9 protein-coding genes are annotated in these 14,265 nt (G+C 42.9%); 7 read left to right on the top strand and 2 right to left on the bottom strand.

Annotation, left to right across the window (positions count from 1 at the left end; all coding sequences use genetic code 11):
- Positions 1 to 20 precede the first annotated feature (20 nt).
- From olsF to J8Z24_RS11775, 6 genes are all read left to right on the top strand, one after another.
- Positions 21 to 1,742, top strand: a complete 1,722-nt coding sequence (olsF, locus tag J8Z24_RS11750; protein WP_128730065.1) for a bifunctional ornithine lipid synthase OlsF — start codon at positions 21 to 23, stop codon at positions 1,740 to 1,742.
- Positions 1,743 to 1,825: 83 nt separating this feature from the next.
- The gene (locus tag J8Z24_RS11755; protein WP_252094726.1) at positions 1,826 to 2,308 is read left to right on the top strand and encodes a TlpA family protein disulfide reductase; all 483 of its coding nucleotides are present in this window, start codon (positions 1,826 to 1,828) and stop codon (positions 2,306 to 2,308) included.
- Positions 2,309 to 2,417: 109 nt separating this feature from the next.
- Entirely contained in the window at positions 2,418 to 4,481 is a 2,064-nt protein-coding gene (locus J8Z24_RS11760; protein ID WP_252094727.1) for a TonB-dependent receptor plug domain-containing protein, read from the top strand.
- 60 nt (positions 4,482 to 4,541) lie between these two features.
- Entirely contained in the window at positions 4,542 to 4,820 is a 279-nt protein-coding gene (locus J8Z24_RS11765) for a peptidylprolyl isomerase (protein WP_128730060.1), read from the top strand.
- 92 nt (positions 4,821 to 4,912) lie between these two features.
- Positions 4,913 to 5,176: a GrxA family glutaredoxin gene (locus J8Z24_RS11770; RefSeq protein ID WP_010378880.1), complete on the top strand. Its 264-nt coding sequence runs from the start codon at positions 4,913 to 4,915 to the stop codon at positions 5,174 to 5,176.
- A 130-nt stretch (positions 5,177 to 5,306) separates the two neighbouring features.
- On the top strand, positions 5,307 to 7,121 hold the full coding sequence (locus J8Z24_RS11775) for a DEAD/DEAH box helicase (protein ID WP_176032873.1): 1,815 nt from the start codon (positions 5,307 to 5,309) through the stop codon (positions 7,119 to 7,121).
- 216 nt (positions 7,122 to 7,337) lie between these two features.
- Here the strand turns inward: J8Z24_RS11775 and J8Z24_RS11780 are convergent, their stop codons facing one another.
- Complete coding sequence (locus J8Z24_RS11780; protein ID WP_147389986.1) at positions 7,338 to 8,168, bottom strand: M90 family metallopeptidase; 831 nt, start codon at positions 8,166 to 8,168, stop codon at positions 7,338 to 7,340.
- Positions 8,169 to 8,279: 111 nt separating this feature from the next.
- Between J8Z24_RS11780 and J8Z24_RS11785 the strand changes: the two genes are divergently transcribed.
- Positions 8,280 to 10,616: a DEAD/DEAH box helicase gene (locus tag J8Z24_RS11785; protein ID WP_252094728.1), complete on the top strand. Its 2,337-nt coding sequence runs from the start codon at positions 8,280 to 8,282 to the stop codon at positions 10,614 to 10,616.
- Between the two features lie 131 nt (positions 10,617 to 10,747).
- On the opposite strand, the gene J8Z24_RS11790 is transcribed toward J8Z24_RS11785, so the two are convergent.
- The gene (locus J8Z24_RS11790) at positions 10,748 to 13,630 is read right to left on the bottom strand and encodes a TonB-dependent receptor plug domain-containing protein (protein WP_176032871.1); all 2,883 of its coding nucleotides are present in this window, start codon (positions 13,628 to 13,630) and stop codon (positions 10,748 to 10,750) included.
- Positions 13,631 to 14,265: the final 635 nt, after the last annotated feature.

A 14,265-nucleotide genomic window follows, 5' to 3' on the forward strand; every position in this document is an offset into this window, starting at 1 on the left:
GCGCCAACAGGTGATGAAAAATGATCAGTGTAGATAAAGTCATTGAAGCAAATCTTCCGCAACTTGAAAACTCCCCTAAGGTAAAAGGTTTAGTAAAAAAAGGACTTGGTTACTTATTACATGAGCAAGAATTTGTCGCTTTTGCCGACACATACCCTCACCTTGAGGGTCTCGAGTTCGTTGAACAAGTCCTCGATGAATTAGATTTCGATGCTCGCTTTAAACCAAAGCAAATTGAGCACATTCCCAGCGAAGGCGCTGTCGTAATAGTTGCAAATCATCCGATAGGCTCTTTGGATGCCCTTGCCCTAATAAAAGTACTTGCGCAGATACGGCCAGATCTTAAAGTGGTTGCAAATCGCATGCTGATGTCAGTTACACCAATGCACCCCCTACTCTTGCCCGTGGATAACCTATCTGGTGCCAGTAAAAAGCAAGAACTTGCAAATATCCAAAACCACCTAAAGTCTGAAGGGGCACTTCTTATTTTCCCTGCAGGAGAAGTTTCTCGTTTGAGCCCAACAGGCATTAAAGACTGTAAGTGGAACTCAGGCTTTCTGCGCATGGCTAAAAAAGCCAATTGTCCCATTTTACCTATTTTTATTAAAGCTAAAAACAGCCCGCTGTTTTACGGCACAAGCATGATTTATAAGCCTTTAGCCAGCTTACTACTGGTAAAAGAGATGTTTAAACAAAGGCAAAAGTCATTAGAATTTGAAATAGGTGCAAGTATCCCCCCAGAGTCTTACCTAATTGACAATCTCAAAGACAAAGAAATTGTCGCACTGATCCGTAAGCAGCTTTATCGGCTTGCGAGTAAAAAGCCCCTTCCACTCAAAACTCAAACGCCGATTGCAATGCCAGAAAATCGTAAAGAGCTTAAAAAGGCGGTGGAAGCCTGTGAATGTATAGGAGAAACCCCCGACGGGATGCAAATATATGTCTATCGCTATACTGGTAGCTCAGTGGTATTTAGGGAACTTGGGCGCTTAAGAGAAATCGCGTTCAGAGCAGTAGGAGAAGGGAGTGGAAATCGTCGTGATATCGATAAATACGATATGCACTACCACCACTTGTTGTTATGGGATACAAAACAACTCGAACTTGTTGGCGCTTATCGCCTTGCCAGCGCTAAACACGTGATAGAAGAGCATGGTCAAGCAGGACTTTATACAGACAGTCTATTCTCATATAGCGAAGCCATGACTCCTTATTTTGAAAAAGGGCTAGAGCTTGGTCGCAGTTTTGTACAGCCAAAATATTGGGGACGAAAGAGCTTAGATTATCTTTGGTATGGCATTGGTGCATTTGTTAAGCGTTACCCTGAGCACCGCTACATGTTCGGTGCGGTAAGCTTATCAAATGCGTTACCTGATGAAGCCAAAGCGATGCTGGTATATCACTACCAACATTACTTCTGCAATTTAGAGGGCATCGCCACGCCTAACAATGAGATGAAACTAACTAGCGATCAACTTACACGCTATCAGCAAATATTTTGTGGCAGTGATATTAAAGAGGACTTTGCTGAGCTCAAACATATTCTCGCGAATATGGGCGCGCAAGTACCGACCTTATTTAAACAGTATACTGAGCTGTGCGAAGCGCAAGGGGTCAACTTTCTGAGCTTTAGTATAGATCCCGACTTTAATAACTGTATCGATGGTTTAGTACTGGTTGATTTAGCTAAATTGAAAGAGCAAAAAGCGAAACGCTATCTGGGCGATAACCCTTACGGTTAACCCCAAAAACGTTGGTCCTATGCAATAAAGGTCGCTACACTGCGGTCTTTATTGTCGTATATTGTTATCATGGGATCATGTGTATGCTCAAGCTACTTGGCCAAGCTTTCGTCATTGTGCTGGTGTTTTTCGCCGTTTCCACCTACCAAGAAAGAAACATGCTGCCCGACTCAGGAGCGCAAATGGCACCGCCATTTCATCTTCACATGTTGCAGTCCAAGCAAACTTACTCCTCTATTCAACTCAAAGGGCAACAAAGCGTCGTGTATTTTTTTGCACCTTGGTGTGGCGTATGTCGGGTGAGCATGCCGAATATTGACAAATTACATCAGCAAGGCAAAGTCAAAGCGGTGGCGATTGCACTGGATTATCGCTCGACTGAAGAAGTAACAAAGTTTGTCAGCGACCTACAATTAGAGATGCCCGTGTTACTCGGTGATCAGGCCACAGCAACAGACTATAAAGTACAGGCTTACCCTACGTATTATGTACTTGATGAAAATTTTATGATCACCGAGCGCTCTGTTGGCTACTCTTCTGAGATAGGGATCCGAGCGAGATTGTAAGAAACTGCGGCAAACCTCTTACAGTTAATTACAACTCTCTGAAGCTAATCAACATTTATTTCATTTAGGCTAAAGCACATCTTAACAAAGGATGAATAGGAAGCCTACCATGCGCCATGCGCCACACTTTACGCTCAGCAAAATTTCACTCCTGGTGCTCTGCACTACCCTCGCAAATAGCGCAGTTGCACAGGAAAATAAAATTGAACACATTGAAGTTATCTACAAACGCAGCTCCGTTATTTCAGAAATTACCGAAGATGCACAAAAACTTGTAGATATGCCAGGAGCCATGGGCGACCCTCTCAGGGCAGCATTTGCCTTACCTGGTGTGGTTGCTGCAGGTGGCTCTATGGGCGCACCTGCGGTGCGGGGCTCTTCACCTGATGATAATATCTTTGAAGTGGACTTTATGCCTGCTGGGTATATTTTTCATGATTTTGGCAGCTCCATTTTCAACCGCAATACTATCCAAGACTTTCAATTAAATTCAGCTGGCTTTGGTACCAGTTACAGTAATGCCACAGGGGCAGTATTTGACGTCACGCTTCGTAACCCAAAATACCAAGATATTGCCACCACGCTAGATTTAACCATGTTTAATGCTGGTATTTTTGTTGAGGGCGAAGCAACGGAGAACTCTGCATTCTATGTCTCAGCCAGAAAAAGTACCCTACCGCTTTTTTTCAATGATGGCGAAGAGCTGGAGGACGATGATGGCAAACCGACGGGAGTAATCATTAACGATCCACCTGATGATCACGATTATCAAGCTAAATGGTTGTGGGATATTAACGCAAATAATTCGATTTCAATAAATATCAATGGTGCGGAGGACTCTGTAGCCGCTGGGTTTTCAGGTGCATCACACCTTGCTCTTAAAACCCCAGAGTACCAAGGTGACGCTCGCTACACTCGCAAATTCAACAGCCAGAACATACTGTGGGATCATTACGCTAAAGATCTACACATTCGTGCTGGGGTGGGGTATCTGAATCATAAAGCCATAATGCGATATGGGCAGCGTGCGACGCTATCTGATGGCTACTTTGAAAATTTTGAAGAAGAGCAGCTCAGCTATAAAATTCGCGCGAATTATAAGCTTCATAAAGAGCATCGCCTAATAGCAGATGCTGGCTATTACGACAAAAAGTCCACTTACCGCTACGACGCTTTTAATTATGTTTGCACCGAGTTTGACCCCGACTGCGACCTAAATAAAGGTGAAAGAATTAAGGGCACATCGAGTGCTGGAACAGATTCTGCCTTTATTGGGCTTAATCACGTTTGGCAGTTTTCCCCAAAATGGCAAAGTGAATTAGGAATAGTAGGCGAATATTATGACTACAGTGATGAGACCATTGTCCATCCACGTCTTGCGCTCAATTACTTCTATAACGATGACACAGTGATCTCAGCCAAGGCAGGCACCTACAGCCGCATTCAAGACCTTGAATATATTTTGCCTGTAGTTGGTAACCCAGACCTCGAAGCCCAACGTTCAACGCACTATACCTTAGGCTTCAAGCAGGAACTTAAAGATGAATGGTCATACTCCATTGAGACCTATTATAAGACCATGGACGACCTGCCTAAAAGTGCTCCTTTATCTCAAGTAAACTACATCAATGGGACTTCCGGTACAGCGTACGGTGTTGATTTTATTGTTAACAAAAACAAAACCGATGACTGGTATGGTTGGGTTGCTGTCAGTCTCGCAAAAAGTGAGCGTGAGGATGAGTTAACCGGCATTAAGCGTGACTACTATGCCGATACCCCTTTTATTCTTAATGCCGTGCTTCATTATGACTTTGGCGAAAAGTGGTCTGGAGGCTTTAACTTTACCGCTCGCAGCGGTCAAGCCTACACCCCGATTGTGGGAGTAAAAGAGAACCCTGAATTTGCGAACCGCTATTTGCCCGTGTATGGCGACCCATTTTCAGAGCGCTTTGACACTTATCACCGCCTCGATATTCGCTTTGAGCGTAAAACGACATTATTTGGCCTTGATGGCAAACTCATCTTAGAGCTAATGAACGCATACGGACAAGACAACACCGCCTATGTCGACCTTGACTATGACAAAGTTAATTCAGTCAACGACTTAGTAATCGAAGAGGAAAATGATGACTTTGAAATGCGCCCCTCTATCGGCTTTAGTGTAACATTTTAACTTGCCACAGGCGCACAAGCCCTGCATGATCGCTTTTATTTTTACAATGAGAGTCTTTTCATGCCTAAAGCGTGCGCCTATCACATCCTAGTCAAAACCGAAAAAGAGTGTTTAGCGATTAAAGCCAAACTTGCCAAAGGTGCTGACTTTGGCAAGTTGGCTAAACAACATTCCCTCTGCCCTTCAAAAAAGCGTGGTGGTGACCTAGGCGAGTTCAATAAAGGAGATATGGTAAAGGCCTTTGACGATGTGGTCTTCAAAAAGCCGTTATTTGAAGTACATGGTCCGGTAAAAACTAAATTTGGTTTTCACCTCATTAAAACGGTTTATAGAAGCTAATCGATTTTTTAGATTAGCACTATCACTTTAATACAATTTACCTTCAGGATGCTTCCTCTATACTGTAGTCATTCAATTAGAGGAGAAAGAATATGTTTACTGTTATTTTTGGTCGTGAAGGTTGCCCTTTTTGCGTTCGAGCTAAAGAAGTTGCAGAACGATTAACACAAGAACGCGATGATTTTAACTTCCGCTATGTCGACATTATTAAAGAAGGCGTGAGCAAAGCCGACTTAGAGAAGTCAGCTGGTAAACCTTGCCCCACTGTACCTCAAATATTTATCGATCAAGATCATATCGGTGGCTTTACCGAGTTTGAAGCATACGCAAAAGCCAATTTAGGCCTTTATCAATAAACTTTGCAAACTTGATTAGGTTAAATTTTAACCAATATCAGTCACATATAAAATAGTGTGATTTTATGCAAGCATTTGCTGTGGCTTTCCTGTACAATGCGCGCCTCTTTAAAATAGTTGAGGCGCATTAATGTCAGAACCAGTTACGTTTGAATCTTTAGACCTTTCTCCTGCAATCTTAAAAGCAGTCGAAGAGCAAGGATATAAAACACCTTCTGAGATCCAAGCTCAATGTATACCGTTATTGCTAGAAAGAAAAGACGTACTGGGACTAGCGCAGACGGGTACAGGTAAAACGGCAGCATTTGCACTGCCATTGTTAAACCAAATAGACGCATCCGTTAAACAACCGCAAATTCTTGTGCTTACGCCGACGCGTGAGCTGGCTATTCAAGTTGCTGAAGCATTTCAGCAATATGCTAAATATACTAAAGGCGTTGAAGTACTCGCGCTTTATGGTGGTCAAAGCTATGGCATTCAGCTAAGTGCTCTACGTCGTGGTGCCCAAATTATTGTGGCTACACCAGGCCGTTTGATTGACCACATCAACCGCAAGACCATTGATCTTTCAGGTCTTAATGCGCTTGTACTTGATGAAGCAGATGAAATGCTACGCATGGGCTTTATCGATGATGTTGAAAGCATCATGGAAAAAACACCAGAAGAGAAGCAAACTTGCTTGTTCTCTGCGACTATGCCTAAGCAGATCCAATCAATCTGTAATAAGTATTTAGACAACGCCGAACAAGTTAAGATCACTCCGCGTAACTCTACAGTATCTACGATCGAGCAAGTTTACTGGCGTGCAACAGCACACAAGAACAAAGCAATCGTACGTTTCTTAGAAGCGGAAGATTACGACGGTGCTATCGTGTTCGTACGTACACGTAATGACACTGTTCAGCTTGCAGAGTTACTAGAGCGTGAAGGTTTCTCAGCAGCACCGCTTAATGGTGACATGAACCAACAAGCACGTGAGCGCACAGTAGACCGCCTTAAAAATGGCTTACTAGATATCGTTATCGCAACTGACGTTGCTGCACGTGGCCTTGACGTAGAGCGTCTAAGCCTTGTTGTTAACTACGATATCCCACAAGACTGTGAAGCTTATGTTCACCGTATTGGTCGTACAGGCCGTGCTGGTCGCCAAGGTAAGGCAATCTTGTTCGTTAAGAACAACGAGCGCTATTTACTTAAGAACATCATGCGTCATACGCGCTCAGATATCGCACAGGTTGAATTACCAAGTGCAAAAGTAGTTGAAGAAAAGCGTATTGGTGCATTAGAGACAAAGATTTCTGCAGCGCTTGAGCACAAAGACATTGAGTTCTTCTCAAAAGTGGCTTCAGGCCTTGCTCAAAAGCTAGAGCTGAGCCAAGAAGACTTAGCAGCAGCGCTATTGTGTCTTGCACAGCAACAGACACCACTAAAAGTTGAAGATATTCAAATTCAACAACGTGAGCGTAGAGAGCGCGATGATCGTCGCGGCGACCGCCGAGATAGAGACGGTAACCGTGGCGAGCGTGGTGAACGCAAATCTCGTAGCCGTGATCGCGCAGCAGGCCCTATGGACACTTACCGTATCGAAGTGGGTCGTGAGCATGGTGTTCAAGTTAAGAACATTGTTGGTGCTATTGCGAACGAAGCAGATATCTCTAGCAAGTTCATTGGTGAAATCCGTCTGTTCAACGAACACAGTACGGTACAATTACCACAAAACATGCCAGCTGACGTACTTAGCCACTTCAAGAGCGTTCATATTTGCCAACGCCCTATGAACATGACCAAGAGCACCCACCCAGCCGATCAAGGTCAGGGCAGAGGTGAAGAGTCAAGAGATCGTAAGCGCAGCTTCAAAGACCCTCGTAGTGGCGGCGGTGATAAACGTCGCTCAGAAGGTCAAAGAAGAGACCGACGCGAAAGAAAAGAAATTAGCTTTTCTTAATCGACGCTCTTAAGAAAAACCGCTCAGTTGAGCGGTTTTTTTATTTAATACCAATTTTCTTAATTAAGTGGTCTATTTTGAGGCGAGAAAATCTTGTCGATAACAAGACAAAGATTTTGCTATTTAGTCGTTCTAAATAAGAAATTTTTAACGCTGTTAGCGTCAGATTTACTCCTTCAAATTGAGCAAGTATTAAGTCAAATTGGTATAAGTGCTTTAATATCGTTGCCAGTCCCTTGGCTCAAACTGATAGTAGTCTTTTAACAAATTGTATAGCTCTGGGTTTTCCTGTTTGAGTTCATAGGGTTTTTCAATAAATGTTTCCGTTACCACGGCGAAAAACTCCGCTTCATTTGTTGCACCGTATGAATGAATAGCATGAGGCATATTGTAGGACAGCTGCATTTTTAAGTGCTGGTACGCCTTCGATAATACCCTGCCCCAATCCTGATAGCTTACCTTTGCTGGCAATATGGGTGTTCCATTGGTTACACCGGTCTGCTGATCCAATTGATGGGCAAATTCATGAAAGACTAAGTTATGACCATCTTCAGGTAATCTATTTCCCTCAAGTACATCGTGCCAACTCAACACTAAAGTACCTCCAGGCCAAGACTCTCCTTGACGAACCGTTTGATGAAAGCTGACCAAGCCGGCACCATCTCTTGAGGTTTGCGGGGCATAATAGCTACTTGGATATAGTAAAACTTCTTTGACGTTGGGATACAGTGGCCAAGCTTGCTTGAGCACGAGTAAGCACGCATCTGCCGCGATAATTAAACACATCAGCCGTGATACCACTAACCCATCTCTACCAAGTACGCGCTTTTCTCCCAGAAACCAGACAATATGCTTTTCTAACTGCTCACGGTCGGCATCTGTCATATTGCGATAGATAGGCATGTACTTTAGTAACACCTGCTTGTCAGATCCACTTAATGCTTGGTTTTGATATTTTTTTTGCCACCTGAATTGCTGAACTTTATCCCAGTTCCAATACAAGAAAACAAATAGAATAAGGCCAGTAATAAGCGCTATTTCTATCATGGTTTTTGGCCATTTTTGAATAAGTCTTCAAAGATAAATTGGTTCCATCACCCGATTTTTCAAGCAAATTTTGTTACTATACCGAAAAATGTAAATAGCCAATAAGTAGTTATGTCCTTACCCATCGAGTCCGTTCAACCTCAATTTACTAAAACCTTAAGGGAACAAAATACTGTTGTTGTCTGCGCCACAACAGGCTCTGGCAAGTCAACTCAACTGCCATTGTGGGCGACAGAGCACGGTAAGGTTTTAGTTATTGAGCCAAGGCGGATCGCCTGCACTTCTCTAGCTGAATATGTCTCGACTCAAAGTGAGTCTAAGCTTGGTGAAAAGGTTGGTTTTGCTATTCGCTTTGAAGGTAAGTTTTCAGAAGATTCACAGGTCATCTACGCAACTCCAGGCGTCGCATTAAGGTGGTTTTTTGATAATAAACTTGCTGATTTTACTGTCGTCATGCTGGATGAATTCCATGAAAGACGCTGGGATATGGACTTACTACTGGCCTTGTTAAAGCAAGCACAATCTCATAAATTAATTGTGACGTCTGCCACGTTAAATAGCCAAAAGCTTGCTACCTATTTAGACGCACAGGTTATTGAATCAGGCGGAGTGCTTTACCCTGTCGCCGAGTATTTTCATGCGCCAGAGCCTCGGGCGATGCCTCATAAAGAGCAGCTGGAGCAGCGCGTTTTTAGCGCATGCCAAGAAGCACTGATAAACTGCGACGGCGATATTTTAGTCTTTTTACCGGGCAAAGCCGAGATCCAAGCATGTTTATCAAAAGTGAAATCATTACCCGCTATTGCGATAGGGTTATATAGCGGCTGCAGTCCTAAGGCGCAGCAACTAGCGTTGGCAGCGCATAAGGAGCGCCGTATTATCTTGGCAACCAATGTCGCTGAAACCTCCCTTACTATTCCTAATGTCACTTGCGTAATTGATTCAGGTCTAGAGCGCCGCACACATTTACGCTTAGGCAAAACAGTATTAGGCTTAGATGCCATTGGCAAAGATTCAGCTAAGCAGCGTCTCGGCCGCGCTGGACGAACACAAGCTGGTATGTGTATTAGGCTATATGGCCAACACGCACCACTTATTGATGCGACTCCCCCAGAAATCCAACGGGGATCTTTGACAGAGCTGGTATTGGCCTCAGGCTGCGCTACTGAGGGTGTCTCATCTTTACACTTTATCGATCCTTTACCTGAACGTTCAGTTGAAGTTGCAACACAGCAGCTCAGAAAACTCGAAGCGATAGACGCGCGTGGTATTGCAACGGAGCTTGGCAAGCAGCTCTACCCTCTACCCATCGACTTTGAATTTGGCTATGTCATTAGCAAGTTAAACAGCAATGCACTGCGCCAAGCCGCAATAGACTTATTCTCGGTATTATCGGTTCCGGCTCGTGTTTATCAACTCCCAAATGATGCCGAGCGCCAAACAAGATTAAATACCCTTTTTCCTTATGGCTCTGACATAGAAGTCGCTATCTCTGTTGTAAGAGGCGGAGCTGAGGATTTAGTCGATATTACACCTGATGCGCTTCAAGAAGCCCAACAATTTAGTGCTCACTTGCGCGACCACTTTTCCTTGCCATCATTAGATAAGGCTGCAAGTTTCAACCATGATAACTTGCTTCTTGAGTTGGCGAGCTTAATACCTAACTGGGTATATATTAATAAAAATAATCGCCGCCATGGTTTTAATAATGGACAAAGTGAGGTTGTTCTCTCAAACCATACTCGTATCTGTGAAAATGCAGAAGCAGTACTGGTGCTAAACACATTCTCATTGGCAGGAAAAGGCACTAAACAAGCAAAAACGCTTGCAATGTATAATGCTGCGTTGACGAAAAAGCAGCTCCTTAAAATAGGTATTGGCAACGAAGTTCTGCACGCAGCCTATGTAGATGACAATGTACTTTGGGGCGAATTTATTACCTTTTACGGCGAAGAAGCCTTAGGTCAGACAACAAAGCCTTTGAATACACCTCAGGACACGATTTCGGCATTGGTGATGCTTATCCTAAATAACACACTTTTTATAGGATTAGCCAATCAAATAGAATTGAAAATCAGCTACACCCAATTATTTTATCAATACCATAGCCGCGATATATCACTTCCCACCGTTGAAGGGTTTCTGCACCAAAAGTTAAATATACTGGGTATCGAAAGTTATGAAGATATTGCTCTCATTGACGAGCAAGATTTACAGTTCGATGAGGTTGAGTCGTGGGAGTTAGACCCATTTATAGACAGATTTCCGTTATTCTGGTCCATTCCAGAACTGAGCATGTCGGTCAACTATAACTTTAAAGGAAAAAGGATAGAGTTAACATATATCCGTGGCGCAAGAAAAGATGCACCTAAAAAGTGGGAATTGCCAGCTTGGAGTGGCTTTAAAATCCGTTATAGAAGAGCCAGCAAGGTCGTTGATGTTATTTAGCTTTTCCAACTAAATACTTAGACAAGGAATAGGATTACTTAGCGCTTATTCCAGTTTTCTCAAAGTAATATGCTTCTTGAGGCATAAAAAAAGCCGCTGTTAAAGCGGCTTTTTAATACTATAACACGTAATTATAGCTTGATGTTTACACCAAATGTTGCGCGACGACCAATTGGATCGTACCAGCTAGTGTCTTCAAACGCTAATGGGTGTCTAGGTGGTGTTCTGTCGAACATGTTCTGGATACCAAAACGTAAGTCTACATTCTCAAGCACACGGTAGTTCATTGAAAGATCGAATGTTGTGTACGATGGAATATCGTTGTAATCGTGCTGTTCGATGTTCCAACCATTACGGTCATTTACTGCACTGTGACGGTAGTTAGTGACTAATACCGCTCTGAAATCACCGTATTCGTAGCTTGTATTCAAGCGAGCACGCCATCTCATGTGATCTTGCTCACCAGTATTCACAAGTAGATCGATAGGGTTTCCAGTTTGATTGATTTCGTAGTTTTCAACATACGTTGCAGTTAGCTTAACGCCAAATTCACCGATGCTAGTTTCAAAATCATAAACAGACTCGATATCGATACCACTCTTCTTCTCTTCAGCTGCGTTTAGTGAAGTTTGGAAGAAGTCTACAACTTCAAAGTTGTCATCACGAGTGATAAAGCCACAGAATGGATTATCTAAACTATCAGCACGGTAACAGTTTTCAGCTAGCTCACGATAGTTATAGTTTTCGATAGCATTTTCAATCTCGAAGCTCCAGTAATCAACTGTGATGTCGAAGCCTTCGATTGCTGTTGGCGTGTACACAAAACCAAATACAATATCGCTTGATACTTCATTTTGTAGTGTGTTGTTACCACCAAGCTTACCTTCGATACTACCGCCATCAGTCCAAGCTTGAGATGGTCTCCAACCTTCTGGAATACCCGCCGCTGCACAGTTCTTGATTACATTTGCGCGATATTTTTCATCAGTGTTCTGGATTGTATCAGCTGCACATTGGTCAAAGCGAGTGCCGTAGAACTGTGTGCCTGCCGCAGAATATAGCTCTTCGATGTTAGGAGCTCGAACAGATTCAGCCATTGTTGCACGGAAACGAATGTCATCGTTCAGCTGGTAAGTTAGACCTACTTTATACGCTGAATCACCGCCTGTTGATGAGTAATCCATGTAACGATACGCAAGCTCTAAGTTAAGCTCTTGCGCCCATTCGTGATCAACAACTAGTGGTAAAATAATCTCTGTTGAGTATTCTTTCACATTTAGCGAACCAGAATACGCAAGGCCTGAATTACCAAAAATAAGACCTTTACGGATGCCTGTTCCTGGTTCTTCGTATGCTGAATCTCTACGCCATTCAAAGCTAAATGCACTACCGACAGGGCCTGCTGGCAGCTCAAATAAGTCACCAGTTACCGTTGCACCAAAGCTAGTTTGCGTGCCACCATGCTCTGCGGTTGCTACCGTTGTAATATAATCAATCGTATCTTGTGAATGCTGACCTGGTGCACCCATTACATTGATTGGTGTACAACCTGAAATAGCACCAACCACTTCACCTTCATCATTACGATTTGCACAAACAATGTTGCCATTTAGCATTACAGCATCAAGTGCATTCTCAAAGTTTTCTGTGATTACTTCACCGAACCATGAGGTGTCTTGCTGTAGACGACCATGCTGGAAATACGTTGAATAAGACCAGTTATCGTTAATGAAACCGTCTAGACCCACTGAAGTACGGAAAGTCGAACGCTCTTGATTATACTTACGCGGACCAAAGTCATTTGCTAAGCGACGCATTGTAATTGATTCTACTTCGTTCTCTTCCATCAATTGGCGAAGGTCATCTTTTACAAAAGCATTGTCTTTACGTATGTTCAAACTACGCCAGAACACTGGGGTACTTTGACCAAAAGCTTCACTGAGTGAGTAAACTGTATCAAAGCTTAGCGTATGGTTTTCGTTTATCTCGTAGTTACCGGCGATGTTAAACGTATGACGCGTCAGTGGTGTACGGAAGAACTCATCAGCACCTTCTTCGATACCATCTTTATATTCACCTGCGTAATAACGGTAAAGTGAAGACGTTGGATCGCTTGGGATATAGCCATCACCATTATCAAATGGACGTAGATTTCGGTTTTCATCGAATGTCCAGTGATCGCCACCTAAGAAGAACTCACTTGACTCATCATAAAGTGCGTAATGTTTTTTGCCTTCATAAGGGATGCGAGCTGGGATACCATCGTCACCACCTGTGTTATTCGGGTTTGGTACTGATGAAACTGGATTGTCATACCACCATGACTTGTCACGCTTAGCCATTTGTTTTTGGTCAGCAAAGTCGTAGTTGAAAATGAAGCCGCCACCATCAAACTCTTTACCGAATACCAGTGATGCAAATGTTTGCTCACCACCGCCTTCAAATGGGCGTGTGGTCGCAGCATCAATTTCAAGACCATCGAAAGAAGTACGAGTAATGATGTTCACAACACCAGCTACGGCATCTGCACCATAAACAGCAGAAGCACCACCGGTAGAAATTTCGATACGCTCGATCATTGATGTTGCAATGTTGTTTAAGTCAACGGCGTTATCACCCGCTGAACCACCGATAAAACGGCGACCATTCACAAGCACAAGTGTGCGGCTAGAACCTAGACCACGAAGATCCGTAGTATTCAGACCATTTGCGTAGATATAGTTATTTGAGTTTTCTGGACTCAAACCAACTTCTGCAGATGGCATTTCTGATAGGAAGTCGTTGACGTTGCTGACACCTGCGTCTTCAAGCTCTACCCTACCGATAACAACAACTGGAGTTGGTGCTGTCGCAGCAATACGCTTGATTTTCGAACCAGTTACTTGAATGCGTTCGACTTCTTCTGTTTCTGTATTTTCTTCAGCTGATACAGCTGTGCTTGCCAATGCTGCTGTAGATGCAGCACCAAAAGCAATTGCTAAGCGAACCGCTTTGCTTACTTTATTGTTGAACATGATTGATCCCTGCTTTTATTTTTATAAATAAATTTTTATTAAACAAAGTGTTAAATAAGAACTAACCCATTCTTGTAAGCAAACATTAGAGTTCCAATTTTAGCAACAAGAAAGTACCCATTTTCGCAACTTTTGTTCAATATCCTTTATAATACTTTTATCACTAACATAGGGTCAACAAGCATTTCACAGATTTCAGTACAACTGGCAACCAAAAATCTAAGATGGCACACTAAAATCAAATAAAATCATACTTTTACACGGCTTATAAGAAAATTTAATTTAATAGAAACAAATAATTCCAAAAATCGGAACACTTGCGATATAAAGGAGATCTAAATGACACATAAGCAACACCACAATAAACTTGTCGTGCTAACTTAACTGGTACTTATAGCATACAGAGTCAGGCCAAAAGCTGACCAAGCATATCTTCTGAAGCGGAAACAGGAAGCGGTGGGAAAAGTCTTATAATCTGTTAGAGGTACTTAGTAGAAGTCTGTAAGAGCAACCAGACAACAGCCTTAAATGCTCCCACTTGGTATTACGACTTAATCTTAGCAAGAGCAGAATGCGGGAGCGGTGTTATCACCAAAACTCTCTGGCTAGATAAGGAAACAACACAATGTGATTTT

The organism is Pseudoalteromonas sp. SCSIO 43201 (assembly GCF_023716725.1).
GTDB lineage: Bacteria > Pseudomonadota > Gammaproteobacteria > Enterobacterales > Alteromonadaceae > Pseudoalteromonas > Pseudoalteromonas peptidolytica.

Coding starts and splice junctions, on each gene's coding strand:
- J8Z24_RS11755 (WP_252094726.1), top strand. CDS start 1,826: ATGCTCAAGCTACTTGGCCAAGCTTTCGTCATTGTGCTGGTGTTTTTC.
- olsF (WP_128730065.1), top strand. CDS start 21: ATGATCAGTGTAGATAAAGTCATTGAAGCAAATCTTCCGCAACTTGAA.
- J8Z24_RS11760 (WP_252094727.1), top strand. CDS start 2,418: ATGCGCCATGCGCCACACTTTACGCTCAGCAAAATTTCACTCCTGGTG.
- J8Z24_RS11790 (WP_176032871.1), bottom strand. CDS start 13,630: ATGTTCAACAATAAAGTAAGCAAAGCGGTTCGCTTAGCAATTGCTTTT.
- J8Z24_RS11785 (WP_252094728.1), top strand. CDS start 8,280: ATGTCCTTACCCATCGAGTCCGTTCAACCTCAATTTACTAAAACCTTA.
- J8Z24_RS11765 (WP_128730060.1), top strand. CDS start 4,542: ATGCCTAAAGCGTGCGCCTATCACATCCTAGTCAAAACCGAAAAAGAG.
- J8Z24_RS11775 (WP_176032873.1), top strand. CDS start 5,307: ATGTCAGAACCAGTTACGTTTGAATCTTTAGACCTTTCTCCTGCAATC.
- J8Z24_RS11770 (WP_010378880.1), top strand. CDS start 4,913: ATGTTTACTGTTATTTTTGGTCGTGAAGGTTGCCCTTTTTGCGTTCGA.
- J8Z24_RS11780 (WP_147389986.1), bottom strand. CDS start 8,168: ATGATAGAAATAGCGCTTATTACTGGCCTTATTCTATTTGTTTTCTTG.